We start from the raw sequence: 24683 nt of genomic DNA on the forward strand, positions 1-24683 counted from the left end.
ATCCGCCTGCCCCTCCCGGCCCCCTGGCCCTCCTCACCCGTCCGACCCGCGGCACACCCCTTACAGGGGGGTCAGATGGGGCCGCTTCGCCGACACGTGGTCGCCCGACGACTCGCCGCGCAGCCTGCGCCCGATCCAGGGCACCAGGTACTCGCGCGCCCACTGGATGTCGTCGCGCCGGTCCTCCAGGGCCCCGCGCGGCGGCAGTGGCGGCCACGGCTGGTCGGGGTCGGCCGGGACCCGCAGGCCAAGCACCTGGCCGGCGCGCAGGGCGACCCGGGTGTGGCCCTCGGCGGAGAGGTGCAGCCGGTCGCCGTCCCAGGCCCGTCGGTCCTGTACGGACTTCAGGGACCACAGGTCGAGTACGGGGCAGTCGTAGCGGTCGGCGATGGCTCGGACATGTGCGGTGTAGGTGGCGACCTTGCCGCGCAGGTGGCGCAGCACCGGCACGCCCCGGGTGTCGAATCCGGTGGTCACCAGGACGTTCTCGACGGAGTTCTTGAGGTCGGCGACGGCCCGCTCGAAGCGTTCGGCGACGTCGTCGGGGTCGCTGCCGGGCCGGATGATGTCGTTGCCGCCCGCGCAGAAGCTCACCAGTTCGGGGGCGAGCTCCTTGGCCCGCGGCACCTGGTCCTCGACGATCTGGTCGAGGAGCTTGCCGCGTACGGCGAGGTTGGCGTAGCGGAAGGAGTGTTCGGGGTGCCGGTCGGCGAGCAGCACGGCGAGCCGGTCGGCCCAGCCGACGAAGGTGTCGTCGGGGCCGGGGTCTCCGACGCCTTCGGTGAAGCTGTCGCCGACAGCCACGTACGACCCGAATGCGTCACTGCGGATGAGGGAAGTCGAATCGTGGTCCACGTCGCCATATCTTTCACCCACCGGTGTGACCTACGCGACCGTAGCCAGGGGTTGACGGCGGGTGAGATATGCCACCGACAACGACGTACGCGAGCAGGAATAGACCTGCGTACCCCACATGCGCGACGGCCGGGGCCCCAAGTGGGGGTCCCGGCCGTCATGTTCGGCTGGTGCCCTGGCGGGCGGTGCCGTGCGTGTCAGATGGAGACGCCGTGCGAGCGCAGGTAGGCGAGCGGGTCGACGTCCGAGCCGTAGCCCTGGCCGGTCCGGATCTCGAAGTGCAGGTGCGGTCCGGTGGAGTTGCCGGTGGAACCGACCAGGCCGATCTGCTGGCCGCCGGACACGCTCTGGCCCGCGGAGACGCCGAGCGACGACATGTGGGCGTACTGGGAGTAGTGGCCGTCGGCGTGCCGGATGACGACCTCGTTGCCGTACGAGCCGCTCCAGCCGGCGGAGACGACGGTGCCCGCGCCGACCGCCTTGATGGGCGTGCCGGAGGGGGCCGCGAAGTCGGTGCCGGTGTGGTAGCCGCTGGACCACATGGCGCCCGACGCGCGGTACTGGGTGGAGACGCCTCCGGCGACGGGGGCGGTGAAGCCCGTGGTCGTGGCGGCCTTCGTGGCCTTGGACGCGGTGCTGGTCGAGGCGGCGGGCTTGGCCTTGGCCTGGGGCTTGGCCTCGGTCTTGGCCTTGGGCTTGGCCGGGGCGCTGGCCTGCGAGTCGGCCGCACCGAGCTTCAGCTTCATGCCCGGGAGGATCAGCGACGGGTCTTCACCGACGACCGAGCGGTTGTCCTGGTAGAGCTTCTTCCAGCCGCCGTCGACGTCCTTCTTGTCGGCGATACGGGACAGGGAGTCGCCCGACACCACGGAGTAGGTCTGCCCGGCGGCCTGCGGCGCGGCCGTGGGAGCGGCGGCCGGAGCGGTCTGCGGGGCCGCGGCGGGAGCGGCCTGCTGTGCGGCGGCCGGTGCGGTGGCGGGGGCCGCCGACGGTGCGGCCTGTGCGCTGTTGGCGGCGAACAGCGGCAGCGCGAGCGCGGCACCACCGGTGCCGACGACGGCGAACTGGCGGCTGATCCGCGCGGACTTGGGACGGCGGTGCTTACCCTTCGCGGGCATGGCGAATTCCTCTCCGGCGCCTACGAGGTGAGCTGTCGGGTTCGGGCTGGAGATGCCCGGCCGCGCTTTCGCGTGGCTTCACCCCAAGCCGCTCCGGAGTCCCGGAACGGCGTTCTACCGTGGGTCCCCCGCTCCTGCCGTGGACGGGTGGGTGTGCGGAAGTCCGGATGGCGGCAGGATTGGGCGTCCATCCAGACGTCGGCGACCGTAAGCGAGCGGGAAGCGCGGAGACAAGCAGTCAATTCCAGCCCCATGGGCCGCAGCTGATCCTTTGACGCAATTCCCGTAACACTCCGTCGATGAACGCATTCCACCATCCGGATTTCCGCAGGGAATTGAGGAGAGGCGGCCGCAACAGACCGTCACGAATATGATCCCGCTCACCAGTCAGGCGCCACATCCCTTTAATCCAGGGCCAGTTACCGCGAACAGCCTGAATCGGGCATTCATCGCTTAGGGCGCAGGTGGCACATCAGCGTCACGCCGGGACAGGTGGTTGACGCAGGCATCGATGTCGTATCGATGTCGTATCGTCGAAGACGCGCACCGCAGGCGAGCAGCGCCGGCGGCTTACCGGGAGGAGCCCCCGTGACGCAGCAGGTCCCGTCGACCGAGCCCGAGCTGGCCGGAGTGCGCAATTTCCGCGACGTGGCAGGCCTGCCGACCGTGGACGGCAGACGCATGCGGGCCGGACGGCTCTTCCGCAGCGGCCACCTCGCACACGCCACCGAGACGGACGCCGCGTTCTTGGCCTCCCTCGGACTGCATACGATTTTCGACTTCCGCAATGCCGCGGACCAGCAGCTCGAGGGCCCGGACGTCGAGCTTCCGGGTGTACGGAACGTAAACCTTCCGCTGACCGACCCGGCCCACGGCGCGGAGTTCTGGCAGATGGTCCGGGACGGCGAGATAGCGGAGCTGCGCGCCGCCCTGGCCGACGGGCAGGCCGCGGACCGGATGATCACCACGTACCGCATGATCATCAAGGAGCGGACCGCCGAGCACAGCCGGGTGCTGCACGCGCTCGCCGAGGACAGCGTGCCCGCGCTGATGCACTGCGCGGCCGGCAAGGACCGCGCGGGCCTGTCGATCGCCGTCACGCTGCTCGCCGTGGGCGTCGAGCGCTCCGCCATCCTCACCGACTACCTGGCGTCCAACGCCACCCACCGCCGCTACAAGGTGCACCGCAGCAACAACGGCTCGAACTCCATGTCGCCCGAGGTCATGGAGCTGCTCAGCCCGCTCTTCGACGCCCGCGCCGAGTATCTGGAGGCGGCCTTCGACACGATCGACGAGACCTGGGGCTCCGTCGAGCGCTATCTGCGAGAGGGGCTGCGGCTGGCACCCGAGACGCGGGAGCGGCTCCGCGGGCAGCTGCTGGACTGACCCTGGATCCCGCGGATCCGACACAACCACGGAGCGGCCGGATCTACCGGTTCTGCGCGCCCAGCGTGAAGAGCAGGTAGATGAAGGCCGCGAAGACATGGCCGACGGCCACATAGATGATCAGCCGGACCCAGAGCGCGCGGGGGAACTTCTCCTCCATCGACGTGCGCGCGGGCACGGACCTGCGGACGGGCTGCTCGGGCTCGGTCATGTCGCGTCTCCTGTGATCCGGTTGCCCGCGTCCGCGCCGAGGCACAGCGCGGCCGTGGGACTCTGCAGCAAGGTGTGGACGAACAACAGCTCGGCCCCGCTCTGGTCGGCGGCGGCGATCCGATGCGGGGTGAGCGAGTCGAAGTGGGCGCTGTCTCCGGGCCGCAGCAGGTGCGCGGTGTCCCCGAGCCGGAGCCGCAGCTTCCCGGCCAGGACGTACAGCCACTCCTCGCCGGGATGCACCCGCACGATGTCGCCCTGCGCCCCGTACGGCACCCACACCCGCAGCGCCTGCATCCCGCGCCCCGGGGCCCCCGCCTGCCGGTAGGTCCAGCCGCCCGCCGCGGTGGCCTCCTGGGCGTCCCCGCGCAGGACCGCGTCCCGGTCGGCGACGCGCTCGCCGAGCAGTTCCGAGACCGTCGTACCGTAGGTACGGGCGAGCACCAGCAGCGTGGGCAGGGACGGCTGGCGCTGCCCGGTCTCCAGGCGGGAGAGATGGGCGGGCGAGAGCTGGGCGGCGGCCGCCGCGGCCTCCAGGGTGAGCGAGGCGCGGCGCCGCAGGGCACGTAGTTGCGGGGCCACGGCGGGCAGCTCGGCGCCCGCGTCCGGTTCCGCTGGGTCGGCAGGACTCATACAGCCGATTCAGCCAGAGCCTTACCTTTGGGGCAAATTTCTTGCCTCAGAGGCAAATCCGTCAGAGGTGTGTCCGTCAGCGATGGGCGACCGCCTGTTTCACCAGCGTCCTGCCGAAGTCCCACATCAGTCCGCCGCCGCTGTGCGCCTCGTCCATGACAGCCGTGAACGCGGCCACGAAGCGGTCCACGTCCGCCTCGTCGATGGTCAGCGGCGGGATCAGCTTGATCACCTCCAGGTGGTCGCCGGAGACCTGGGTGAGGATCCGGTGCTTCTGCAGCAGCGGTACGACCACCATCTGCGCGAACAGGCCCTTGCGCGCCACCTGGAGCGCCGCCCACCGGCTGCGCAGCTTCAGCGACGAGGGCTTCCCGAACTCGATGCCGATCATCAGGCCGCGCCCGCGTACCTCGTGCAGCAGCTCGTAGCGGTCGACGAGCGCGGTAAGCCGCGACGTCAGCAGCTCGCCCATGGCCCGGGCATGGGCGACGACCTGCTCGTCCTCCATGACGGACAGCACGGCGAGCCCCGCCGCCATCGCCTGGGCGTTGGATCCGAAGCTCGCCGAGTGCACCAGCACCCGGTCCATGGACGAGAAGACCTTCTTGAAGATCCAGTCCTTGCCGAGGGTCGCCCCGACCGGCACATAGCCGCCCGAGAGCGCCTTCGCCACGCAGACGAGATCCGGCTCCACGCCCTCCTCGTGCTGGTAGGCGTAGAAGTCCCCGGTCCTGCCGAGGCCCGTCTGCACCTCGTCCGCGATCAGCAGCGCCTTGTGCCGGTGCAGCAGCTCCTGGGCGGCGCGCAGATAGCCCGGCGGCGGCTCGTGTACGCCCTTGCCCTGGATCGGCTCGACGATCAGAGCCGCCACGTCCCCGCGCTTCAGCTCCCGCTCCAGCGCCTTCAGGTCGCCGAGCTCGACGGCCGTGTCCGGCAGCAGTGGCGCGAAGCCGTCGCGGAACCCCTCCTCGCCGTTCACCGACAGGGAGCCGGTGGTCAGCCCGTGGAAGGCGTGCGCGCAGTACAGGACCCTGGGCCTGCCGGTCGCGTACCGGGCGAACTTCAGGGCGGTCTCCACGGCCTCGGTGCCGCTGTTGCCGAAGAACACCCGGTCCAGATGCGGACTGTGGGTCAGCAGCCGCTCGGCGAGCAGGCCCGGCAGCGGCGGGCAGTCGAAGCGGGTGAGGTCGGCGAGCGAGGCGTCCAGGACGTCGTGCAACGCCTTGCGGACGACGGGGTGGTGGCGGCCGAGGCCCATCACCCCGAACCCGGCGAGCATGTCCAGGTAGTCGTTGCCCTCCGCGTCCCAGAAGTGCGCGCCTTCGGCCCGCTCGTAGACCTTGTCGAAGCCGATGGTGTGCAGCATGCGCGGCAGCTGGTGGTTGAGGTGCCGCGCATGCAGCTCGTACCGCTCCGACCCGCGCTCGGCCAGGAGTCTGCCCAGGTCGAACTCCTTACGGTCGGACGGGTCGGACGGGTCGGACCCGCCGGGCCCGTCGGACCGGCCGGGCAGCTCGGCACTCGTCATACGTCGTTCTCCTTACCCGCGTCTCTACGCCCGATGCTGGCGCCGATCCGCCCGGCGATGTCCACCGGGGTGAGCCCGACGTCGGCCAGGACCTCACCCCGCTTCGCGTGCGCCAGGAACTGCTCGGGGATGCCGAACGTCCGCAGCGGCAGGTCCACCTCCGCGTCGGACAGCGCCTGGCCGACCGCGGCGCCCACGCCGGACGTACGACTGTTGTCCTCGACGACGGCCACCAGGCGGTGCCGCGCGGCGAACCCGGGCAGCTCGGCGTCGACGGGCTTGACCCAGCGCGGGTCGACGACGGTGCAGCCGATCCGCCGCGACTCGAGCAGCTCGGCGGCCTGGAGGCAGACCGGCGCCATCACACCGACCCCGACCAGCAGCACCTGCGGATCGGCCGCCCGGTGCAGTACGTCCATCCCGCCGACCCGGTCGATCGCCGGGATCTCGGGCCCCACGGACTCCTTGGGGTACCGGATCAGGGTCGGCCCGTCGGCGACGTCGACCGCCTCGCGCAGCTGCGCCCGCAGCTGGCCCGCGTCGCGTGGCGCCGCGATCCGCAGCCCCGGCACGACCTGGAGCACCGACAGGTCCCACATGCCGTTGTGCGAGGGCCCGTCGACTCCAGTGACCCCGGCCCGGTCCAGGACGAAGGTGACCCCGCACCGGTGCAGCGCGACATCCATGAGCAGCTGGTCGAAGGCGCGGTTCAGGAAGGTGGCGTAGACGGAGACCACCGGGTGCAGCCCGCCCGTGGCGAGCCCCGCCGCGGACACGGTGGCGTGCTGCTCGGCGATCCCGACGTCCCAGATGCGGTCCGGGAACCGCTCGGCGAACTTGGTGAGCCCCACCGGGTGCAGCATGGCCGCCGTGATCGCCACGATGTCAGGCCGCTCCTCGGCGATCGCCACGATCTCGTCGCCGAACACCGAGGTCCAGGAAGGTCCGTTGGAAGGCGCGAGCGGCTCGCAGGTCAGCGGGTCCATCACGCCGACCGTGTGGAACCGGTCGGCGTCGTCCGCGAGAGCGGGCTCGTAGCCGCGCCCCTTCTCGGTGAGGCAGTGCACCAGGACGGGGCCGTGGAAGCGTTTGGCGCGGCGCAGTGCCGACTCGACGGCCCCGATGTCGTGTCCGTCGATGGGTCCTACGTATTTCAGCCCCAGGTCCTCGAACATCCCCTGGGGCGCGAAGGCGTCCTTGAACCCCTTCTTCGCGCCGTGGAGCGATTCGTACAGCGGCTGCCCGACCACGGGGGTGCGCTGGAGTACGTCCTTGCCCCAGGCCAGTACCCGCTCGTAGCCGTCGGTGGTGCGCAGGGTGGCCAGGTGGTTGGCGAGGCCGCCGATGGTCGGCGCGTAGGAGCGTTCGTTGTCATTGACGACGATGATCAGCGGCTGGTCCTTGGCGGCGGCGATGTTGTTGAGCGCCTCCCAGGCCATGCCGCCGGTCAGCGCGCCGTCCCCGATGACGGCGACGACATGGCCGACCTCGCCGCGTACCCGCTGGGCCTTGGCCAGGCCGTCCGCCCAGCCGAGTGCGGTGGAGGCGTGGCTGTTCTCGACGATGTCGTGTTCGGACTCCTCGCGCGAGGGGTAGCCGGACAGGCCGCCCTTGCCGCGGAGTTTGGAGAAGTCCTGGCGCCCGGTGAGCAGCTTGTGCACATAGCTCTGGTGGCCGGTGTCCCACACCAGGCGGTCGACGGGTGAGTCGAAGACCCGGTGCAGGGCGATGGACAGCTCCACCACGCCCAGGTTGGGGCCCAGGTGACCGCCGGTGCGGGCGACCGCCTGGACCAGGAACTCTCGGATGTCCTCGGCCAGTTGACCGAGTTGTTCGTCGTTCAGTGACTTCAGGTCGCGTGGCCCGCGGATGGTCTCCAGAATCGTCATGCTCGGCCCCCTCGGTAGTTCTCCTGTGCTCAGCTCACGGTCACCGCGGGCCCGTTGACCGCGCTGACAGCCGGGGTGCCCGATGACACCCCGTCGCGTTCCATCTGTTCGGCGATCTTCATGGCCTCGTCGATCAGGGTCTCCACGATCTTCGACTCCGGCACGGTCTTGATGACCTCACCCTTCACGAAGATCTGCCCCTTGCCGTTGCCCGAGGCCACCCCCAGGTCCGCCTCCCGCGCCTCACCCGGACCATTCACGACACAGCCCATCACCGCGACCCGCAGCGGCACCTCCATGCCGTCCAGACCCGCCGTGACCTCCTCAGCCAGCTTGTACACATCCACCTGCGCCCGCCCACACGACGGACACGACACGATCTCCAGACGCCGCTGCTTGAGGTTCAGCGACTCCAGGATCTGCATCCCGACCTTGACCTCCTCGGCCGGCGGCGCCGACAGCGACACCCGGATCGTGTCCCCGATCCCCTCACTCAGCAGCGCCCCGAACGCGACGGCCGACTTGATGGTGCCCTGGAACGCCGGACCGGCCTCGGTCACCCCCAGATGCAGCGGGTAGTCGCACTGGGCGGCCAGCTGCCGGTAGGCGTTGACCATCACCACCGGATCGTTGTGCTTGACGGAGATCTTGATGTCGCGGAAGCCGTGCTCCTCGAACAGGGAGCACTCCCACAGCGCGGACTCGACCAGCGCCTCCGGGGTGGCCTTGCCGTACTTCTGCAGCAGCCGTGCGTCCAGCGACCCGGCGTTGACCCCGATCCGGATCGGCGTGCCACTCGCCGACGCCGCCTTGGCGATCTCCTTGACCTTGTCGTCGAACTGCTTGATGTTGCCCGGGTTCACCCGCACCGCCGCACACCCGGCATCGATGGCCGCGAACACGTACTTGGGCTGGAAGTGGATGTCGGCGATCACCGGGATCTGCGACTTGCGCGCGATCGTCGCCAGCGCGTCCGCGTCATCCTGCGTCGGACACGCCACCCGCACGATCTGACACCCCGACGCCGTCAGCTCCGCGATCTGCTGCAGCGTCGCCCCGATATCGGACGTCCGGGTCGTGGTCATCGACTGCACCGACACCGGCGCGTCCCCGCCCACGGCCACCGACCCGACCTGGATCTGCCGCGAACGGCGACGCTCGGCGATGGGCCTGGCCGGAGGTTCGGGCAGCCCGAGTGAGACAGGTTCGCCGCTCATGACGTCACCCGCGGTTTCCGCCGACGGTCTCGCGGGCCGCGCGCAGCGACTCCTTGAGTGACCCCATGGTGGCGAGTACGGCCGTGGGCTCGTAGCCGCAGTGCGCCATGCAGTTGTCGCAGCGCGGGTCCCTGCCGCGGCCGTACTTGTCCCAGTCGGTCTCCTCGACGAGCTCGCGGTAGGTGGGGACGTACCCGTCGCTCATCAGGTAGCAGGGCCGCTGCCAGCCGAAGAGCGAGTAGTTGGGGATGGCCCACGCGGTGCACGGGAAGTCGACCTTGCCCTCGAGGAAGTCGAGGAACAGCGGCGAGTGGTTGAGCCGCCAGCGCCGCCGGTTGCCGCCCGCGAAGGCCTTCTTGAACAGTTCCCGGGTCTGGTCGACGCCGAGGAAGTGGTCCTGGTCAGGCGCCTTCTCGTACGCGTAGGCGGGCGACAGCATCATCTCGTCGACCTGCAGGTCGTCGTTGAGGAAGTTCAGCACCTCGATGATGGTCTGCGGGGTGTCGGTGTTGAAGAACGTCGAGTTGGTGGTGACCCTAAAGCCGCGCTTCTTGGCCTCCTTGATGGCCGCCACCGCCTCGTCGAAGACCCCTTCCTTCGCCACGGACTCGTCGTGGCGCTCCCGCATTCCGTCGATGTGCACGGCGAACGCGAAGTACGGGGAAGGCGTGAACTTCTCGATCTTCTTGCGCAGCAGCATGGCATTCGTGCAGAGGAAGACGTACTTCTTCCTGGCCACCAACTGCCGGACGATCTCGTCGATCTGAGGGTGCATCAGCGGCTCGCCGCCGGCGATGGACACCATCGGCGCCCCGGACTCGAGGACCGCGCCCACGGCCTGCGCGACCGGCATCCGCTGCTTGAGCACGCCGGCCGGATGCTGGATCTTCCCGCAGCCCTCGCACGCGAGGTTGCACGCGAAGAGCGGTTCCAGCTCGACGATCAACGGGAACTTGTCCCGCTTGCGGAGCTTCTGTTCAAAGAGGTACGTCGCAACCTTGATGGACTGGCGAAGCGGCATGGCCATCTAGCTCACCTCCGAGGGAGCAGCAAAGAACGGTGCCATTCGTAGAAAGCGGGAAGTACGGCACGAAGAACACGGAAGGCTGATATTCCACCGCGCACCGTGCTGATACGGACCAGTTCATGCTCTGGAGCGTCCACGATCACCCGTACGGCCGCAACCGGGCGTGGCCCCGAGCGGATCGCGCTGTGCAACGTCGCCGCGGACTCCATGTCCACCGCGATCGAACCCTTGGCCAGTAGCTCGGCGCGCTCCTGGCCGCGTACGACATGGTCGGAGCCGGTCATCGGGCCGGTGTGCACGGTGTGCCCGGGCACCGCGCGGACCAGCTCCTTCAGCAGGAGATCGGTGCCGACACAGCGGGTGGTGGTGCCGTCCGGGGAGCGGGTCTCGTCGGCGACCACCAGGTCGCCGGGGTGCATCCCGGGGGCCAGGCCGGCGCAGAACCCGGTGGCGATGACCGCCGCGTGCCGGAAGGCGGGGTCACCGAGCGTGCGGGTGACGGCACGCTCGGCGGCCCTGGGGCCCATGCCGGTGCGCAGTACGGTGACCGGGCCCGGGGCGCCGCTGTGGTCGCCGCCGCGCAGGGCGAGGCGCTCGATGCCGAGCGCGCAGGCGATCAGCAGCGGCCCCAGGGGCTGGGTGGCCTCTTCGGTCATGCCCATCAGCCCCCCTTGTGGCCGGTCCCGTGCAGATACCGGCCCAGCGCGGTGAGCGGGAAGACCTGCCGGTAGAGGTGGTAGTTGATGGAGAAGTCCCAGGGGAAGCCGGTGCCGGTGAAGTACGGCTCGTCCCAGGAGCCGTCCGGGCGCTGGGTCTCGGCGAGCCAGCTGACGGCCCGTTCCACGGACTTGGACTCCCGCTCCCCCGCCGCGAGCAGTGCGAGCAGCGCCCAGCCGGTCTGCGACGCGGTGGACTCGCCGCGCCCCACCCAGCCGCTGTCCCGGTAGGAGCGCAGGTCCTCGCCCCAGCCGCCGTCGTCGTTCTGTACGGATTCCAGCCAGCCGACCGCGCGCCGGACGGCCGGGTGTGCCGCGGGCAGTCCGGCCGCGATCAGGGCGGGGACCACCGACCCTGTCCCGTACAGGTAGTTGACGCCCCAGCGTCCGAACCAGGAGCCGTCCGCTTCCTGTTCGGCCAGCAGCCATTCGATGCCGCGGCGGGCGCGCGGGTGGTGCGCCTGGCCCTCGTAGGCGAGCATCTCCACCACATGCGCGGTGACGTCGGCCGACGGCGGGTCGACCACTTCGCCGAAGTCGCAGAACGGCAGGCGGTTCGGGAAGGAGCTGGTGTTGTCGGCGTCGAAGGCGCCCCAGGCACCGTTCCTGGACTGCATGTTCCGGGTCCAGCGGACGCCGCGGCCGATGGCCGCCTCGACCCGTGCGGGGTCGGGGTGCTTGACCCGGCGCAGCGCGAGTACCACCTCGGCGGTGTCGTCGATGTCCGGGTAGTTGTCGTTGTGGAACTCGAACGCCCAGCCGCCGGGTTCCAGGCCTGGCCTGCGTACGGACCAGTCGCCCGGCCGGTCGATCTGCTCGCCCAGCATCCAGTCGGCGGCCTTGACCAGCTGCGGGTGGTCGGCGGGCACCCCGGCGTCGGCCAGCGCGATGGTGGCCAGGCAGGTGTCCCAGACCGGGGACTGACAGGCCTCGATCATGCGGGCGCCGTCCTCGCGCCAGACGGCGAAGCGGTCCAGCGAGGCGAGCCCTTCGCGCAGTACGGGGTGGTCGAGGTCGTAGCCGAGCAGGTGCAGGGCGATCACCGAGTACACGGCGGGCGGCTGGATGCCGCCCCAGCAGCCGTCGTTCTCCTGCCGCTCGATGATCCAGCGGGCGGCAGACCGCATGGCCGTCTTGCGCAGTGCGCGCGGGGCGACCTTGTGGTATCCGTGCAGGACCTTGTCGAGCCGCTGGAAGACGCCGTCCCAACTGGCCATGGATGCCAGCGGCTTGGCCGGGTTGGGGTTGCGGGCGTCGGTGTGCAGTTCGTCGAGCGGGAACGGCGCGGGGCGTACCGGCCGCTTGGCCGAGACGATGGTGAGCGGCACGATGGTCTGCCGCGCCCAGCAGCCGAAGTCGTAGATGTTGAGCGGCACCCACTTGGGGAGGTAGATCAGCTCCGGGGGCAGTTCGGGCAGGTCGTCCCACTTCCACCAGCCGAAGAGGGCGAGCCAGATCCGGGTGAAGACCCGGCTGGCGGCGATGCCACCGCCGGCCCTGATCCAGGCGGAGGCCCGTGCCATGTGCGCGGCGTCCGGCGCGTCACCGGCCAGCCGCAGCGCGACATAGGCCTCGACGGTGGCGGACAGCTCCCCGGGCCCGCCGTAGAAGGTGGCCCAGGCGCCGTCGTCGCGCTGCTCGCCGCGGATGAAGAGGGCCGCGGCCTGGGTGGTCTTCTCGTCCCGGATGCCGAGGAACTGACGCAGCAGCAGGTCCTCGGCGTCCATGGTGACGTTGGTTTCCAGGTCACCCTTCCACCACCCCTCGCTGTCCTGCCGGGAGAGGAGAAAGTCGATCGCCCGCTCGCTGGCCCGCCGCGCCGTCTCGCGCGCGCCGGGGGCCGCTGCGGTCTCGCTGGCCGATGGCGCCCGGGGCGGCAGGGCTCCGGTGCTTCCGTCGGTCGTCGCTGTCATGGCTTCCCCTTCGTGCAGTTGGTCATCTGCTGGGACTGCGGTCAACCGACGCGGCGGGTGCCGGTGGCGACTGCTAGGGGGCCGTGCGGTCACCCCCCGAAGAAGCGCGTATAGGGCCGATGGCGATCATCTCTTCCGTCATCTGCTCCGTCATCTCTTCCGGACGACGACGAAGTCGGCGAGCGCCACCAGCTGGGCCCGCACCCGGTCCGGCATGTCGACGGCGTCCAGTGCCTCGATGGCGACCGTGTGCTGCCTGCGGGCCTCCTCGGCGGTCCACTCGCGGCCCCCGGCCTCCTCGATCAGGGCGGCGCGGGCGGCGAACTCCTCCTCCGAGAAGGAGTCGAAGTCCGTGCTCTTGGCGTCGGCCGCGAGCAGCTCGCCGAGCCGCTCCGACGCCGGGCCGCCCGCGTCGAGCGCGGCCACCACGGGCAGCGACTTCTTGCGCTGGCGCAGGTCGCTCCAGGTCTGCTTGCCGGTGGCCTCCGGGTCGCCCCAGATGCCCAGCAGGTCGTCCACGGCCTGGAAGGCGAGGCCGAGGTGGTAGCCGTACTTCTCCAGGACGTCCGCGGTGCGGTCGTCGGCGCCGCCGAGCACCGCGCCGATGGAGACCGCGCAGGCCAGCAGGGCGCCGGTCTTGTTGCCCTCCATCTCCAGGCACTCCCTGACGGAGACCCGCTCGCGGTGTTCGTAGGAGATGTCCTGGGCCTGGCCGTCGATCAGGGCGCGGGTCGCGGTGGTCAGGCGGCGGGTCGCGCGGCCCGCCTCGACGGTGCCGATCTCCAGCAGGATCTCGTTGGCCAGGGCGAACAGGGCGTCGCCGACCAGGATCGCCTGGGCGGGTCCGTGCACCTTCCAGACGGTGTCCCGGTGGCGGCGCTGTTCGTCGCCGTCCATCAGGTCGTCGTGCAGCAGCGAGAAGTTGTGCACGAGCTCCACGGCGACCGCGCCGGGGATGCCGACCTCGGGTGCCGCTCCGGCCGCTTCGGCGGAGAGCAGGGCGAGGGCGGGTCGTACGGCCTTGCCTCCGTCGCCCGCGGACGGCCGCCCCTCGGCGTCGATCCAGCCGAAGTGGTAGGCGGCGACGGTGTCCATGGGCGGTGCGAGCCGGTCCACGGCGGCGCGCAGCACCGGCGTGGCCATGGTCCGTCCGCGCTCGAGCAGCGCGGTCACATCCGTGGCGTCGGTAGCCGTGGGGGCCGAAGGCACTGGCGGCACACTCTCTCCTCTTGATCCGGTACTCGTACTGCTGCTCATGCCGCCTCCTGGAAAAGATGGTCATGGGGGCGACCGAGTACGGAGAGAGCGGCCTGCGCGGCTGCGCTGCCGCTGCGTACCGCGCTCTCCATGGTCGCGGGCCAGCCGGTGGCCGTCCACGCGCCGGCCAGATACAGGCCGGGGGCCCTGGTGCGGGCGCCGGGCCTGAGCCGGCCCACACCGGGCGTGGGGGCGAACGTCGCTGTCCGCTCCCGAGTGACGAAGAAGTCGCGTACCCCGGCGCCGCGGGCGGCGGGCAGCAGCCGCTCCAGCTCCGGCAGGTAGCGCGCGCGCAGGGCGGCGACGGGTGCGTCGATCTCGTCCTGGGCGGCGGACTGGGACAGGGCGAGGTACTGGCCGCCGCCCTGGAGTCCGGAGGCGTCGGTGCGGTCGAAGACCCACTGGACCGGGCTGCCGAGCGCGGCGAAGAAGGGCCGCTTGAGTACCTTGCGGTCGTAGACGACGTGGATGTTCAGAATCGGCGCGGTGCCGATGTCCAGGAGCGCGCCGGGCTGCTCCAGCGCCCCTTCGGGGAGCAGATCGTGGGCCTCGCGCTGCGGTACGGCGAGCACCACCGCATCGGCGTCGAGCCGCGCGTCGGCGGTGTCCACGCGCCAGCGTCCGTCGTCCCCGCGGGCGACTCCGGTGACCCGGGCGCGGGTCTCGGTCCGTACCCCGGCCTTGTCCAGGGCCTTGCGGGCGAGGGTGTCGTGCAGTTCGCCGAGCGGCACCCGGGCCCAGCCGATGTCGGCGGCGCCGGGCTCCGAGAGCAACCCGGTCTTGAAGACCATGGCGGCGAGCCCCAGCGAGGAGTCGCCCGCCGTGGCGTTGAGCGTGGCGATGCCGACCAGGTCCCAGAGGGCCTCCACCGCGCGCGGCGACTGGCCGTACCGGGCCAGCCAGCTCCCGAAGTCCTGGTCGTCCAGGGCGGGATCGGCCAGGTCGAGGCTCTTGAGGGCGAGGGCGGCGCGCCCCACCTTGGCCCGCTCGGCGAGCGAGAGATGCGGATACGTGGACAGGCTCGCGGCCAGGTGCAGCGGCACCGGGAGCGCGGTCCTGCGGAGTCGGCCGAGCCGCAGCCCGTGTCCGTTCGCGGTGGCCGCCGGGCCTCCCGCGTCGAGCACGGGCACGTCGAGGCGGTCCTGCAGCGGGGCGAGTGCGGCGCCATCGACCCGGTCCAAAAACCAGCGGTAGGCCGTGCAGCACCGCAGATACACATGCTGGCCGTTGTCGACGGTGAGCTCGCCGCGCTGGAAGGAGAAGGCGAGTCCGCCGAGCCGCGGCCGCCCTTCGAGGAGCGTGACCCGCAGGCCCGCGTCGGCCAGCGAGAGCGCCGCGGTGATCCCGGCGAGGCCGCCGCCGACCACGACGGCGGAGGCCGTGGCAGGACCGTCCGCCCGCTGCTCGCCCGGGGCGGACGGGAGGTCCGCGGCGCGCGGTGACCCGACCGACGGCTTCTCGTACGCGGTCATGCGCCCTCCCCTTCGGCCCAGCCGCGGACGATCACTCGGCAGGCCGTCGCAGTGGGGGACGCAGCCGGGCGGCGGAGGGTTGCGCACCGATCGCGGGGATTCGTCCGTACCGCGGTCCAGGTGGCCCGGCCGCGCCTCATGACAGCCTCCGGGCGGACTGCCGGGAGATGTGCCGGGCGTCGAGTCCGGTGAGACCGCGCACGGCGACCAAGGCCTTCTCGCGGCCCGGCAGCGAGACCCGGCCGCTGAGGACGGCCTCGGGCTCGCGCTCGATCCGGTCGAGCAGGCGGCGGTAGATCCCGGCCATGGCGGCGACACAGGCGCCGCTGCGCCGGTCCAGCATGGGCAGCAGCCGGTAGCCCTCGGCGAACAGGGCGCGGGCGCGGCGTACTTCGAAGTGGACCAGGCCCGCGAAGTCCGCGCCCGGTGGGGGCTCGGAGCCTGAGAATCCGGCGGAGCAGCCGAACTTGGCGAGGTCGTCGGCGGGCAGATAGGTGCGCCCGCCCTCGGCGTCCTCGCGTACGTCGCGGAGAATGTTGGTGAGCTGGAGGGCCAGGCCCAGCGTATCGGCGTACTCGGGGGCGCGTTCGGCATGCCGTGCGCCGGGGTCGGTGCCGAACACACCGAGCGAGAGCCGCCCGATGGCGCCCGCGACACAGCGGCAGTAGACCTTGAGGTCGTCCCAGGTCTCGTAGGTCTGGCCGTGTACGTCCATCAGGACGCCGTCGATGAGTTCGTCGAGCCCGCCGAGCGGGATGGGGAACTCCTGCGCGGCATGGCTGAGGGCGACCGCCACCGGGTCGGTGTCGTCCTCGTCGACCTCGCCCGCGCGTACCCGGCCGAGCAGGGCGCGGGTGTCCTCCAGACGGGCGGCCTTGACCTCCGGCTCCAGGGCGCCGTCGCCGATGTCGTCCACCCGCCGCGAGAAGGCGTAGAGCGCGGACATCGCGCGCCGCTTGGCCGCGGGCAGCAGCCTGATGCCGTACGCGAAGTTACGTGCCTGCTGCCCGGTCACGGCCTCGCAGTAGCTGTACGCGGCCTGCACCGGTGCGGACACCTGCGTCTTGCCCTCCACCGTCCGGTTCACCCTTCTCCTCGCAGCGCCACGCCCACTTCACGCAACCGCCGCGCCTTGCCGGGCCTCGGCGGTCCTGGAAGTACGTCGTGTCCCGCGGCCTCGATCGCGCGCAGCGCCGCGCGCCCCCCGCCCACGAATCCGCCGAGCAGCAGTCTGAGTCTGCCGTGCACGCTACCCACCAGCGGGGTCCCTTCATTCAGGAGGCGCCAGGCGCGTTCCGTTTCGTATGCGACCAGCGCGCGCACGGGTGCGCCCGCGGTGCGGGCGGCGAGGTCGGTTTCGGTGACCGAGAAGCGCTTCATGTCCTCGGCCGGGAGGTAGATCCGGTCCCTGGCCAGGTCTTCGCTGACGTCCTGGAGGTGCTCCACGATCTGCAGGGCGGTGCAGATCGCGTCGGAGCGGCGGACCCGCTCGGGGCTCTCGGTGCCGGTGATGGCCAGCACGAGTCGGCCGACGGGGTTGGCGGAGAGCTCGCAGTACGCCAGCAGGTCGTCGTAGGTCTCGTACCGTGTGACCAGCTGGTCCTGCCGGTTGGCCTCGATCAGGGCGAGGAAGGGTTCGGGGGTCAGTCGGCACCGCCGCACCGTCGGGCGCAGGGCCCGCAGCAGGGGGTGGCGGGGCTCTTCGGGACCGTGGAAGACCCGGTGCAGATCGGTCTCGAAGGCGTCCAGCATCGCCAGCCGGTCCGCCCCGCTCTCGGCGGCGGTGGAGTGTGCCGCACCCCGCGCGACCTCGGAGGACACGCCCAGCACGCGGGCGTCGGCGCCGCCGGGGGCGAGGTCGCCGTCGCCGATGTCGTCGACCAGGCGGGCGAAGCCGTACACGGCGATCAGGTCGGAGCGCCAGGCCCGCGGCAGAAAGAAGGGGGCCACCGGGAAGTTCTCGTCGGCGGCCTTGTCGAGCGTCGCGCGGGGCTGGACGCCGGAGCTTGCCACCCGGCCTCCCGTCACCGTGCGCTGCCTGGGCCGCGGACGGCGAAAGCCTCGCGGAGCTGGGAGTCTTCCGTAGCCATTGCCGTCATATCTCCCGTTCTACACTGTCGACCTAATACGCCCCATTTCGGACACGCCGCTGACTGACCCAGCTTACGTTGTACAGCCCCGGCCGGTGTGACGGGGGTGTTCCGCACATCACAACAACGCACCGATTCATGTCAACATTCCTGGCGCGGAGCGTAGTTGACCAAGGAAAAACCCCGCCAGTGGAATACCAGCGGGGCGGTGCGAGCTTTCCGGCCTATTTGCCGGTGAACTTCTCGTACTCCTTGAGTACCTCGTCGGTGGGGCCGTCCATACGCAGCTCGCCGCGTTCCAGCCACAGCACCCGGTCGCAGGTGTCCCGGATCGACTTGTTGTTGTGGCTGACCAGGAAGACCGTTCCGGCCTGCTTGCGCAGTTCGCGAATGCGGGCCTCGGAGCGCTTTTGGAACTTGCGGTCGCCGGTGGCCAGCGCCTCGTCGATCATGAGGACGTCGTGGTCCTTGGCGGCCGCGATGGAGAAACGCAGGCGGGCGGCCATGCCGGAGGAGTAGGTGCGCATGGGGAGGGTGATGAAGTCACCCTTCTCGTTGATCCCGGAGAAGTCGACGATCTCCTGGTACCGCGCCCTGATCTGCTCGCGTGTCATGCCCATCGCGAGCCCGCCGAGTATGACGTTCCGCTCGCCGGTCAGGTCGTTCATCAGGGCCGCGTTCACGCCAAGCAGTGAGGGCTGGCCGTCGGTGTAGACCCTGCCCTTCTCGGCGGGGAGCAGTCCGGCGATGGCCCGCAGCAGCGTGGACTTTCCGGAGCCGTTCGAGCCGATCAGGCCGATCGCCTCACCGCGGTAGGAGGTGAACGAGACCCCCTTGACCGCGTGCACCTTGCGCACACCGGGCGACTCGCCGCGCCGGATGATGCGGTTCAGCGCCGCGGTGGCGCTGCCCTTGCCGCGGCCACCCGCGTTCACGCGGTAGACGATGTGCAGATCGTCCGCGATGACGGTGGGGACGTGCGCGTCCGCTCTCTGCTCAGCCACGGCCGTACCGCTCCTCTGCCTTCCAGAAGTACACAAAGCCCACCACACCGGCCAGCAGCGCCCAGGCCACCGCTGCGGCCCAGACGTGCGGCGGCAGGTACTCGGTGCCGTAGTCGTCGATCAGCGCGAAGCGGACCAGGTCCATGTAGATCGCGGCCGGGTTCCACTGCAGGACGTCGGTGACCCAGGCGGGGACGTCTTCCTTCGTCGCGAGCATCGCCGGGATGGAGTACATGACACCCGACGCATACATCCAGGTGCGCAACACGAACGGCATCAGCTGCGCCAGGTCAGGCGTCTTGCTGCCCAGCCGCGCGAAGATCAGCGCGAGCCCGGTGTTGAAGACGAACTGCAGCGCCAGGGCCGGCACCACCAGGAACCACGACCAGGTGGGGAAGATGCCGAACCCCACCGTGATCACTACGAGCACGATCATCGAGAACAGCAGCTGCTGGAGCTGCTGGAGCGAGAACGAGATCGGCAGTGACGCGCGTGGGAAGTGCAGCGCGCGCACCAGGCCGAGGTTTCCGGAGATCGACCGGACACCGGCCAGCACCGAGCTCTGGGTAAAGGTAAAGACGAAGACGCCGGTCACCAGGAACGGCACATAGATATGGTCCGGGATGCCCTCTCGGGCGCCGAGCAGCAGGCCGAAGATAAAGAAGTAGACCGCGGCGTTCAGCAGCGGCGTCGCCACCTGCCAGAGCTGGCCGAGCTTGGCCTGGCTGTACTGGGCGGTGAGCTTCGCCTGCGAGAAGGCCAGGATGAAATGCCGACGTCCCCACAGCTGGCGGACGTACTCGATCAGACCCGGCCGGGCGCCGCTCTGGCTCAGCCCGTACTTGGCGGCCAGCTCGGCGCCGGAGAGCCCGTCATCGGGCGACGGTGGCATGGTCACCGCGACACCGCCGTCATGCGTTGTCTCACTCACAAGTGGAAACTTTCGTCTTCAGATGCGCTACCGGTTCGCGCACGGCAAACCGGGGCCAGGGGGTGGTGGCCCGAATGCTCTCAGACACGAGCTTGTCAGATGACAGGAGGTCGGCCCAGTCGGGTCAGGCGCCATACCGTACGCCACTTCATGGGACGCCGGGGCCCGCACGGAGTCGTCCAGCCCTCCTTGAAGCCGCCGAACCATGCCTTGAGCGCGGGCCGCGAGGGGCGTCTGGCCAAGGTGAGCAGAAGCCAGACCCCGACATAGACGGGGACCAGCGGGGCGGGCAGGTTGCGGCGGGCGAGCCAGACCCGGTTGCGGGCGACCATCCGGTGGTAGACCGCATGCCGGGACGGGGCGGTCGTCGGGTGGTTGAGCACCATGTCCGAGCGGTAGTCGATCAGCCAGCCGGCGTTCAGGGCCCGCCAGGCCAGATCGGTCTCCTCGTGGGCGTAGAAGAAGTCGTCCGGCAGCCCGCCTACCTCGGCGAACACCCGGGTGCGTACCGCGTTGGCACCGCCCAGGAAGGTGGTGACCCGCGAGGAGCGCATCGGGTCGGACGCCCGCAGCCGCGGGACGTGCCGACGCTGGGTCTCGCCGGTGTCCGGGTCGGCGATACGGAAGCTGATGATGCCCAGCCGCGGGTCGGCGGTGAACGCCTGGCGGCAGAGCTCGGCGGTGTCGGTGTTCGGCAGCAGGCCGTCGTCGTCCAGGAAGAGCAGGATGTCCACGTCCTGGCCGCTGTGTCCGAAGGCCTCGATGCCGACGTTGCGGCCGCCGGGGATGCCGAGGTTCTCCGGCAGCTCGACGGTCCGTACGCCCGCGGGGACCTCCGGAACCGGGGAGCCGTTGCCGACGACGACCACCTCGACCCGGTCGCCGTCCTGCTTGGCGACCGAGTCGAGCAGGGCGCGCAGCTCCTCGGGGCGGTTGCCCATGGTGATGATCACCGCGCCGACCTTCAGCGGCCCCGGCGTACTCACTTGAGCCTGCTTGAGGCGAGGATGGACACGAGGTGCAGCGCGGTCTGCAGCAGGGCGATACCGGCCAGGACGGCGACGCCGAGCCGCGAGAAGAACAGGTCGTCCCTGACCGTGTCCAGGACCGCCAGGAACAGGATCAGCAGCGACGCCTCGACGCCGAGGACCAGCCGGTGGAACTTCAGCGCCGCGGCGGCCTTGCGGGCCAGCGCCATACCGGACGAGCGCGGCTCGGACGCCGCCTCCTTGACCGGCGGCAGCCCGCCCTGGTGACGTGCGACGCCGACGAGGTCGGTCTCGGCCTTGATCAGGATGGCGCCGAGTGCGGCCAGGGTGCCGAGGAAGGCCCACAGCCAGTCGATCCGTCCCTCGCCCCACAGGTCGGCGGCGCGCAGGCCGAAGCCGACCAGGACCGCGGCGTCGCACAGGTAGGCGGCCACCCGGTCCAGGTAGACCCCGGAGAGCGAGAACTGCTTCTTCCAGCGCGCGATCTCGCCGTCGACGCAGTCGAGCAGCAGGTACAGCTGGACCATCACCACGCCGAGCACGGCGCCCGTGATCCCCGGCACCAGCAGGGCCGGGGCGGCGAGGGCGCCGGCGACGGTCATCAGATAGGTCAGCTGGTTGGCCGTGACCCGCGTGTTCACCAGGTGCCGGTCGATGCGCAGCGAAAGCTCGCGCATATAGAGCCGGCCGGCCCAGTGCTCACCGCTGCGCCGGTCCTTCACACCCGGAGGGTGAACGACCGGACGCAGCTCAGCTACCGATGGTTTTTGCATAGTCGGCGTATGCGTCCCTGATCTGGTCGGTGGACAGGTCGAGGTGCTCGAGGATGGTGAAGCGGCCCGGGCGGGTCTGCGGGGCGTACGCCACGACCTGGACGAACTCGTCCGCGGTGAAGCCGATCTCGCTGGGCAGCACGGGCAGGCCGTGGCGGCGCAGCACCTCCGCCATGTAGGCCGACTCCTCGCGGGCTCCGCGCAGATGCATCGCGAAAGCCGCGCCCAGACCGACCTGCTCGCCGTGGCTCGCCGCCCGCTTGGGGAACAGCAGGTCGAAGGCGTGGTTGATCTCGTGGCAGGCGCCGGACGCGGGGCGTGAGTCGCCCGCGACCGACATCGAGATGCCGGTGAGCACCAGCCCTTCGGCGAGTACCTGCAGGAAGGCGTCGTCGCCCACGCCGCCGGGGTGGCGCAGGACCGCCTCGCCCGCCTGGCGTGCCATGGCCGCGGCCAGACCGTCGATCGCCTCGCCGGTCTCGCGGTTCGACAGCTCCCAGTCGGCGATGCAGGAGATGTTCGAGACCGCGTCGCCGATGCCGGACCGCACGAAGCGCACCGGCGCCTCACGGACCACGTCGAGGTCGATAACGACCGCGATCGGGGTCGGGACACCGTACGAGCCGCGGCCCGCGTCGTTGTCCAGGGTCGCGACGGGCGAGCACAGGCCGTCGTGCGCCAGGTTCGTGGCGACGGCGACCAGGGGCAGCCCGACGCGCGCGGCGGCGAACTTCGTACAGTCGATGATCTTGCCGCCGCCGAGGCCCACGACCGCGTCGTAGCGACGGCCCTTCTTCAGGGCGTCGGCCAGCTTGACGGCGTCGTCCAGCGTGCCGCCGCCCACCTCGAACCAGTCGGCGTTGGGCAGCGACGGGGCGAGCCGCTCGCGCAGGACCGCGCCCGAGCCGCCGCTGATGGCGAAGGCGAGCCTGCCGGTCGACGACGAGATCCGCTGATCGGCCAGGACGGAGGCCAGGTCGTTCAGGGCCCCCGCCCTGATGTCGACGACGACCGGCGAGGGGATGAGCCTCGTCAGTACTGGCACGCGATCTCCCGCCCCTTGGCCAGGTCCTCGTGGTTGTCGATCTCGACCCACTTGACGTCGCCGATCGGCGCCACGTCCACCTTGAAGCCGCGGTTCACGAGCTCCTGGTAGCCGTCCTCGTAGTAGAGGTCGGGGTCGCGCTCGAAGGTGGTCTTCAGCGCGTCGGCGAGCTCGTCGGCGGCGGAGCCCTCGATGAGGGTGACGCCGATGTACTCGCCGGTGGCCTCGGCCGGGTCCATCAGCTTGGTGATCTTCTGGACGCCCTTCTCGGCGTCGACGATGACCTTCATCTCCTCGTCGGCGAGCTGCTTCACCGTGTCGAGGGCGAGGATGATCTTCTGGCCGTTGCCGCGGGCGGCCAGCAGGGTCTTCTCGACGGAGACCGGGTGCACGGTGTCGCCGTTGGCGAGGATCACGTCGTGCTTGATCGAGTCACGGCCGCACCACAGGGAGTAGGCGTTGTTCCACTCCTCGGCCTTGTCGTTGTCGATCAGGGTGAGCTTGAGGCCGTACTTCTCCTCAAGGGCCGCCTGACGCTCGTAGACGGCTTCCTTCTTGTAGCCGACGATGATCGCGACCTCGGTCAGACCGATCTCGGCGAAGTTGCCGAGCGTCAGGTCGAGGATGGTGGTGTCACCATCGACGGGCACCAGAGCCTTGGGCAGGGTGTCCGTGTAGGGGCGAAGACGCCGTCCGGCGCCGGCCGCCAGCACGAGGCCGATCATGCGGGTTCTCCTTCATCGTGTACGGCGGGTGCTTGGGAGGACACCCAGAAGCGGATGCTCTCGCTGAGCACCACTAGTGCCACGGCCACGGCGAGAGCCGTGAGCGCGACGGTGAAAACTTGTGCGGACAGCAGGGCGGCGGCGACCGCGACCGCCAGCGTCCTGCCTTCGTGCCCGCCGATCGCCCGCACCAGCCAGTGCGGGGGCGCGCCGGTGCCACCGCGAATGCGGTACACCGTGTCGTAGTGATGGTAGGCGACGGCGGCCACCAGTCCGAAGGCCGCAGGCAAGGCCCCGTTCACCTCCGCTTTGGCGGCGAGCACAAGGACCGTGCCGTACTCGGCGGCGCGGAAGAACGGAGGGACCAGCCAGTCCAGGGAGCCCTTGAGGGGCGCGGCGACCGCGAGACCCGAGGCGAGTACGTAGCCGAGTGCCGCGAGCGCCGTCCAGGGTCCGCCGAAGTCGGTGAAGGCGGCGACGGCGACCAGGAGCGCCCCGCCGAGCAGGGCGGCGGCGGGTGCCGCGAAGGCGGGCAGCTTGCCGGCGAGTGCGCCGAGCCGCGCCGCGCAGAGCTGGGCGAGCGGACCGCTGTCGGCGAGGTCGGCCAGGGCGCGGGCCGCCCGGTCGGTTCGGGTCGCCCGGCGGGTCAGCGAGCGCAGCAGCCGCCCGGCCGTGGTGTAGCAGGCGGCGAACGCGCAGCCGATCAGCAGTACGGAGAAGGTGATGCGCGGGGTGGTGACAGCCGTCAGCACGGCGAGCAGCGCCCAGCGCTCGCCGATCGGCAGCACGATCATCCGGCGCAGCCAGACCGTCCAGCCGATGCTGTCGAGCTTGTCGGACAGGGCGGCGGTGGGGCTGCCCGTGACAGATTTACCAGCGCCGGTGGCGTCGTGGTTGGCCTCGTTGAAGGAGAAGTCCACGACATGGCGGCAGGTCTGCAGCACCATCGCGCCCAGGGCGAGCGCCCAGACGTCGTCTCCGCCGCGGGCCGCGCCGAGTGCGAGGCCGGCGTAGTAGGCGTACTCCTTGGCGCGGTCGAAGGTCGCGTCCAGCCAGGCGCCCAGCGTGGAGTACTGGAGCGAGTAGCGGGCGAGCTGCCCGTCGGTGCAGTCCAGGACGAACGAGAAGATCAGCAGCGCACCGGCCGCGACGAAGCCGACCCTGGTGCCGGTCGCCGCGCACCCGGCCGCGATCAGCGCGGTGAGCAGCGAGGCGGTGGTGACCTGGTTCGGGGTGAAGCCGCGGCGGGCGCACCAGCGGGCGAGGTAGCGCGAGTACGGGCTGACGCAGTACGTCGTGAAGAAGCCGTCCCGTGACTTGACCGCGGTGCGCAGGCGTACCGCCTCGTCGTCCACGGACGCGACGGCCTGCCGGGCCTCGTTGCGGGATTGCGGGTCGGTGGGCACGGTGGCGACCAGGGAACCGAGGTCGGGGTGGTGCACCTCGGTGTCCGCCGCGGCCAGTTCATCGGCCACGCGGTCGGCGAGGGTGTGCACCGCGACGCTGCCGCCGTCCTTGCCGGTCGCCGCGCGCACCGCGCCGGTCAGCGCCTGGCGGGCCGACGGCAGGACGGAGACCGCGCCGGGGATGGCGCTGGCGTGGAAGCGGGGGTCGGTGAGGCCGAGCCGGAGTGCGTGCACATGCCCCACGAAGTCGGCGTCGACGACCGCGACCCGTTCGTCCGCCGCGGTCGCGGCGAGCAGGGTCTCGGTGTCCTCGGCGCTGGAGGCGACCCGCACGTCGAAGCCCAGCTCCCGCAGGTCACCCTCAAGCGACGAGCCGGGAACCGGAGTACCGGTGAGGATGGCGGTCGACAGACGAACTCACTCCTTGGGGGGCCGACGCGGGGCGCCGGAGGCATACGTGAGGGGGGTCCCCCGGTTGACGAGAGGCCGGGCGGCACGT

The 24683-nt window shown here is 70.7% G+C and carries 22 protein-coding genes and 1 riboswitch; of the genes, 1 reads left to right on the top strand and 21 read right to left on the bottom strand.

The window, feature by feature from the left end; all coding sequences use genetic code 11:
• Positions 1-60 precede the first annotated feature (60 nt).
• Together U9R90_RS04320 and U9R90_RS04325 are read right to left on the bottom strand one after the other, a co-directional pair.
• The gene (locus U9R90_RS04320) at positions 61-855 is read right to left on the bottom strand and encodes an SGNH/GDSL hydrolase family protein (protein ID WP_411055024.1); all 795 of its coding nucleotides are present in this window, start codon (positions 853-855) and stop codon (positions 61-63) included.
• Positions 856-1052: 197 nt separating this feature from the next.
• Entirely contained in the window at positions 1053-1973 is a 921-nt protein-coding gene (locus U9R90_RS04325; RefSeq protein WP_411055025.1) for a LysM peptidoglycan-binding domain-containing M23 family metallopeptidase, read from the bottom strand.
• Positions 1974-1977: 4 nt separating this feature from the next.
• A riboswitch (cyclic di-AMP (ydaO/yuaA leader) is annotated at positions 1978-2169 on the bottom strand.
• A gap of 392 nt (positions 2170-2561) precedes the next feature.
• Between U9R90_RS04325 and U9R90_RS04330 the strand changes: the two genes are divergently transcribed.
• Positions 2562-3359 carry a tyrosine-protein phosphatase gene (locus U9R90_RS04330; RefSeq protein ID WP_411055026.1) on the top strand — a complete coding sequence of 266 codons (798 nt, stop codon included), beginning with the start codon at positions 2562-2564 and terminating at the stop codon, positions 3357-3359.
• A 43-nt stretch (positions 3360-3402) separates the two neighbouring features.
• On the opposite strand, the gene U9R90_RS04335 is transcribed toward U9R90_RS04330, so the two are convergent.
• The 19 genes from U9R90_RS04335 to U9R90_RS04425 form a co-directional block, all read right to left on the bottom strand.
• Positions 3403-3519 carry a DUF6126 family protein gene (locus tag U9R90_RS04335; protein ID WP_411057636.1) on the bottom strand — a complete coding sequence of 39 codons (117 nt, stop codon included), beginning with the start codon at positions 3517-3519 and terminating at the stop codon, positions 3403-3405.
• Between the two features lie 47 nt (positions 3520-3566).
• On the bottom strand, positions 3567-4202 hold the full coding sequence (locus U9R90_RS04340; RefSeq protein WP_411055027.1) for a helix-turn-helix domain-containing protein: 636 nt from the start codon (positions 4200-4202) through the stop codon (positions 3567-3569).
• A 76-nt stretch (positions 4203-4278) separates the two neighbouring features.
• Positions 4279-5730 carry an aspartate aminotransferase family protein gene (locus U9R90_RS04345; RefSeq protein WP_411055028.1) on the bottom strand — a complete coding sequence of 484 codons (1452 nt, stop codon included), beginning with the start codon at positions 5728-5730 and terminating at the stop codon, positions 4279-4281.
• Positions 5727-7619 carry a 1-deoxy-D-xylulose-5-phosphate synthase gene (dxs, locus tag U9R90_RS04350; RefSeq protein WP_411055029.1) on the bottom strand — a complete coding sequence of 631 codons (1893 nt, stop codon included), beginning with the start codon at positions 7617-7619 and terminating at the stop codon, positions 5727-5729. The genes U9R90_RS04345 and dxs overlap by 4 nt, the downstream gene beginning before the upstream one ends.
• Before the next feature lie 29 nt (positions 7620-7648).
• Positions 7649-8836 carry a flavodoxin-dependent (E)-4-hydroxy-3-methylbut-2-enyl-diphosphate synthase gene (ispG, locus tag U9R90_RS04355; protein ID WP_411055030.1) on the bottom strand — a complete coding sequence of 396 codons (1188 nt, stop codon included), beginning with the start codon at positions 8834-8836 and terminating at the stop codon, positions 7649-7651.
• Positions 8837-8840: 4 nt separating this feature from the next.
• The gene (gene hpnH / locus U9R90_RS04360) at positions 8841-9863 is read right to left on the bottom strand and encodes an adenosyl-hopene transferase HpnH (RefSeq protein WP_411055031.1); all 1023 of its coding nucleotides are present in this window, start codon (positions 9861-9863) and stop codon (positions 8841-8843) included.
• Between the two features lie 5 nt (positions 9864-9868).
• Complete coding sequence (locus U9R90_RS04365) at positions 9869-10519, bottom strand: 1-hydroxy-2-methyl-2-butenyl 4-diphosphate reductase (protein ID WP_411057637.1); 651 nt, start codon at positions 10517-10519, stop codon at positions 9869-9871.
• A gap of 5 nt (positions 10520-10524) precedes the next feature.
• Positions 10525-12492, bottom strand: a complete 1968-nt coding sequence (gene shc, locus U9R90_RS04370) for a squalene--hopene cyclase (protein ID WP_411055032.1) — start codon at positions 12490-12492, stop codon at positions 10525-10527.
• 150 nt (positions 12493-12642) lie between these two features.
• A complete protein-coding gene (locus tag U9R90_RS04375) occupies positions 12643-13749 on the bottom strand; it encodes a polyprenyl synthetase family protein (protein WP_411055033.1) in 1107 nt (368 codons plus the stop codon).
• On the bottom strand, positions 13746-15221 hold the full coding sequence (gene hpnE, locus U9R90_RS04380; RefSeq protein WP_411055034.1) for a hydroxysqualene dehydroxylase HpnE: 1476 nt from the start codon (positions 15219-15221) through the stop codon (positions 13746-13748). Before hpnE ends, U9R90_RS04375 begins: the two co-directional genes overlap by 4 nt.
• A 136-nt stretch (positions 15222-15357) precedes the next feature.
• Complete coding sequence (gene hpnD, locus U9R90_RS04385) at positions 15358-16308, bottom strand: presqualene diphosphate synthase HpnD (protein WP_411055035.1); 951 nt, start codon at positions 16306-16308, stop codon at positions 15358-15360.
• Positions 16305-17234, bottom strand: a complete 930-nt coding sequence (gene hpnC, locus U9R90_RS04390) for a squalene synthase HpnC (protein ID WP_411055036.1) — start codon at positions 17232-17234, stop codon at positions 16305-16307. The genes hpnD and hpnC overlap by 4 nt, the downstream gene beginning before the upstream one ends.
• A gap of 301 nt (positions 17235-17535) precedes the next feature.
• On the bottom strand, positions 17536-18315 hold the full coding sequence (locus tag U9R90_RS04395) for an ABC transporter ATP-binding protein (protein ID WP_411055037.1): 780 nt from the start codon (positions 18313-18315) through the stop codon (positions 17536-17538).
• Entirely contained in the window at positions 18308-19246 is a 939-nt protein-coding gene (locus U9R90_RS04400) for an ABC transporter permease (protein WP_411055038.1), read from the bottom strand. Before U9R90_RS04400 ends, U9R90_RS04395 begins: the two co-directional genes overlap by 8 nt.
• A gap of 95 nt (positions 19247-19341) precedes the next feature.
• A complete protein-coding gene (locus U9R90_RS04405; protein ID WP_411057638.1) occupies positions 19342-20187 on the bottom strand; it encodes a glycosyltransferase family 2 protein in 846 nt (281 codons plus the stop codon).
• A gap of 41 nt (positions 20188-20228) precedes the next feature.
• On the bottom strand, positions 20229-21008 hold the full coding sequence (locus tag U9R90_RS04410) for a CDP-alcohol phosphatidyltransferase family protein (RefSeq protein ID WP_411055039.1): 780 nt from the start codon (positions 21006-21008) through the stop codon (positions 20229-20231).
• Positions 20986-22053, bottom strand: coding sequence for an iron-containing alcohol dehydrogenase family protein (locus U9R90_RS04415; protein ID WP_411055040.1), 1068 nt, complete (start codon positions 22051-22053; stop codon positions 20986-20988). Before U9R90_RS04415 ends, U9R90_RS04410 begins: the two co-directional genes overlap by 23 nt.
• Positions 22041-22778 carry a sugar phosphate nucleotidyltransferase gene (locus U9R90_RS04420; RefSeq protein WP_411055041.1) on the bottom strand — a complete coding sequence of 246 codons (738 nt, stop codon included), beginning with the start codon at positions 22776-22778 and terminating at the stop codon, positions 22041-22043. The genes U9R90_RS04415 and U9R90_RS04420 overlap by 13 nt, the downstream gene beginning before the upstream one ends.
• The gene (locus U9R90_RS04425; protein ID WP_411057639.1) at positions 22775-24595 is read right to left on the bottom strand and encodes a DUF5941 domain-containing protein; all 1821 of its coding nucleotides are present in this window, start codon (positions 24593-24595) and stop codon (positions 22775-22777) included. The genes U9R90_RS04420 and U9R90_RS04425 overlap by 4 nt, the downstream gene beginning before the upstream one ends.
• Positions 24596-24683: the final 88 nt, after the last annotated feature.

The organism is Streptomyces sp. E11-3, assembly GCF_046540415.1.
In the GTDB taxonomy this organism is placed as follows: domain Bacteria; phylum Actinomycetota; class Actinomycetes; order Streptomycetales; family Streptomycetaceae; genus Streptomyces.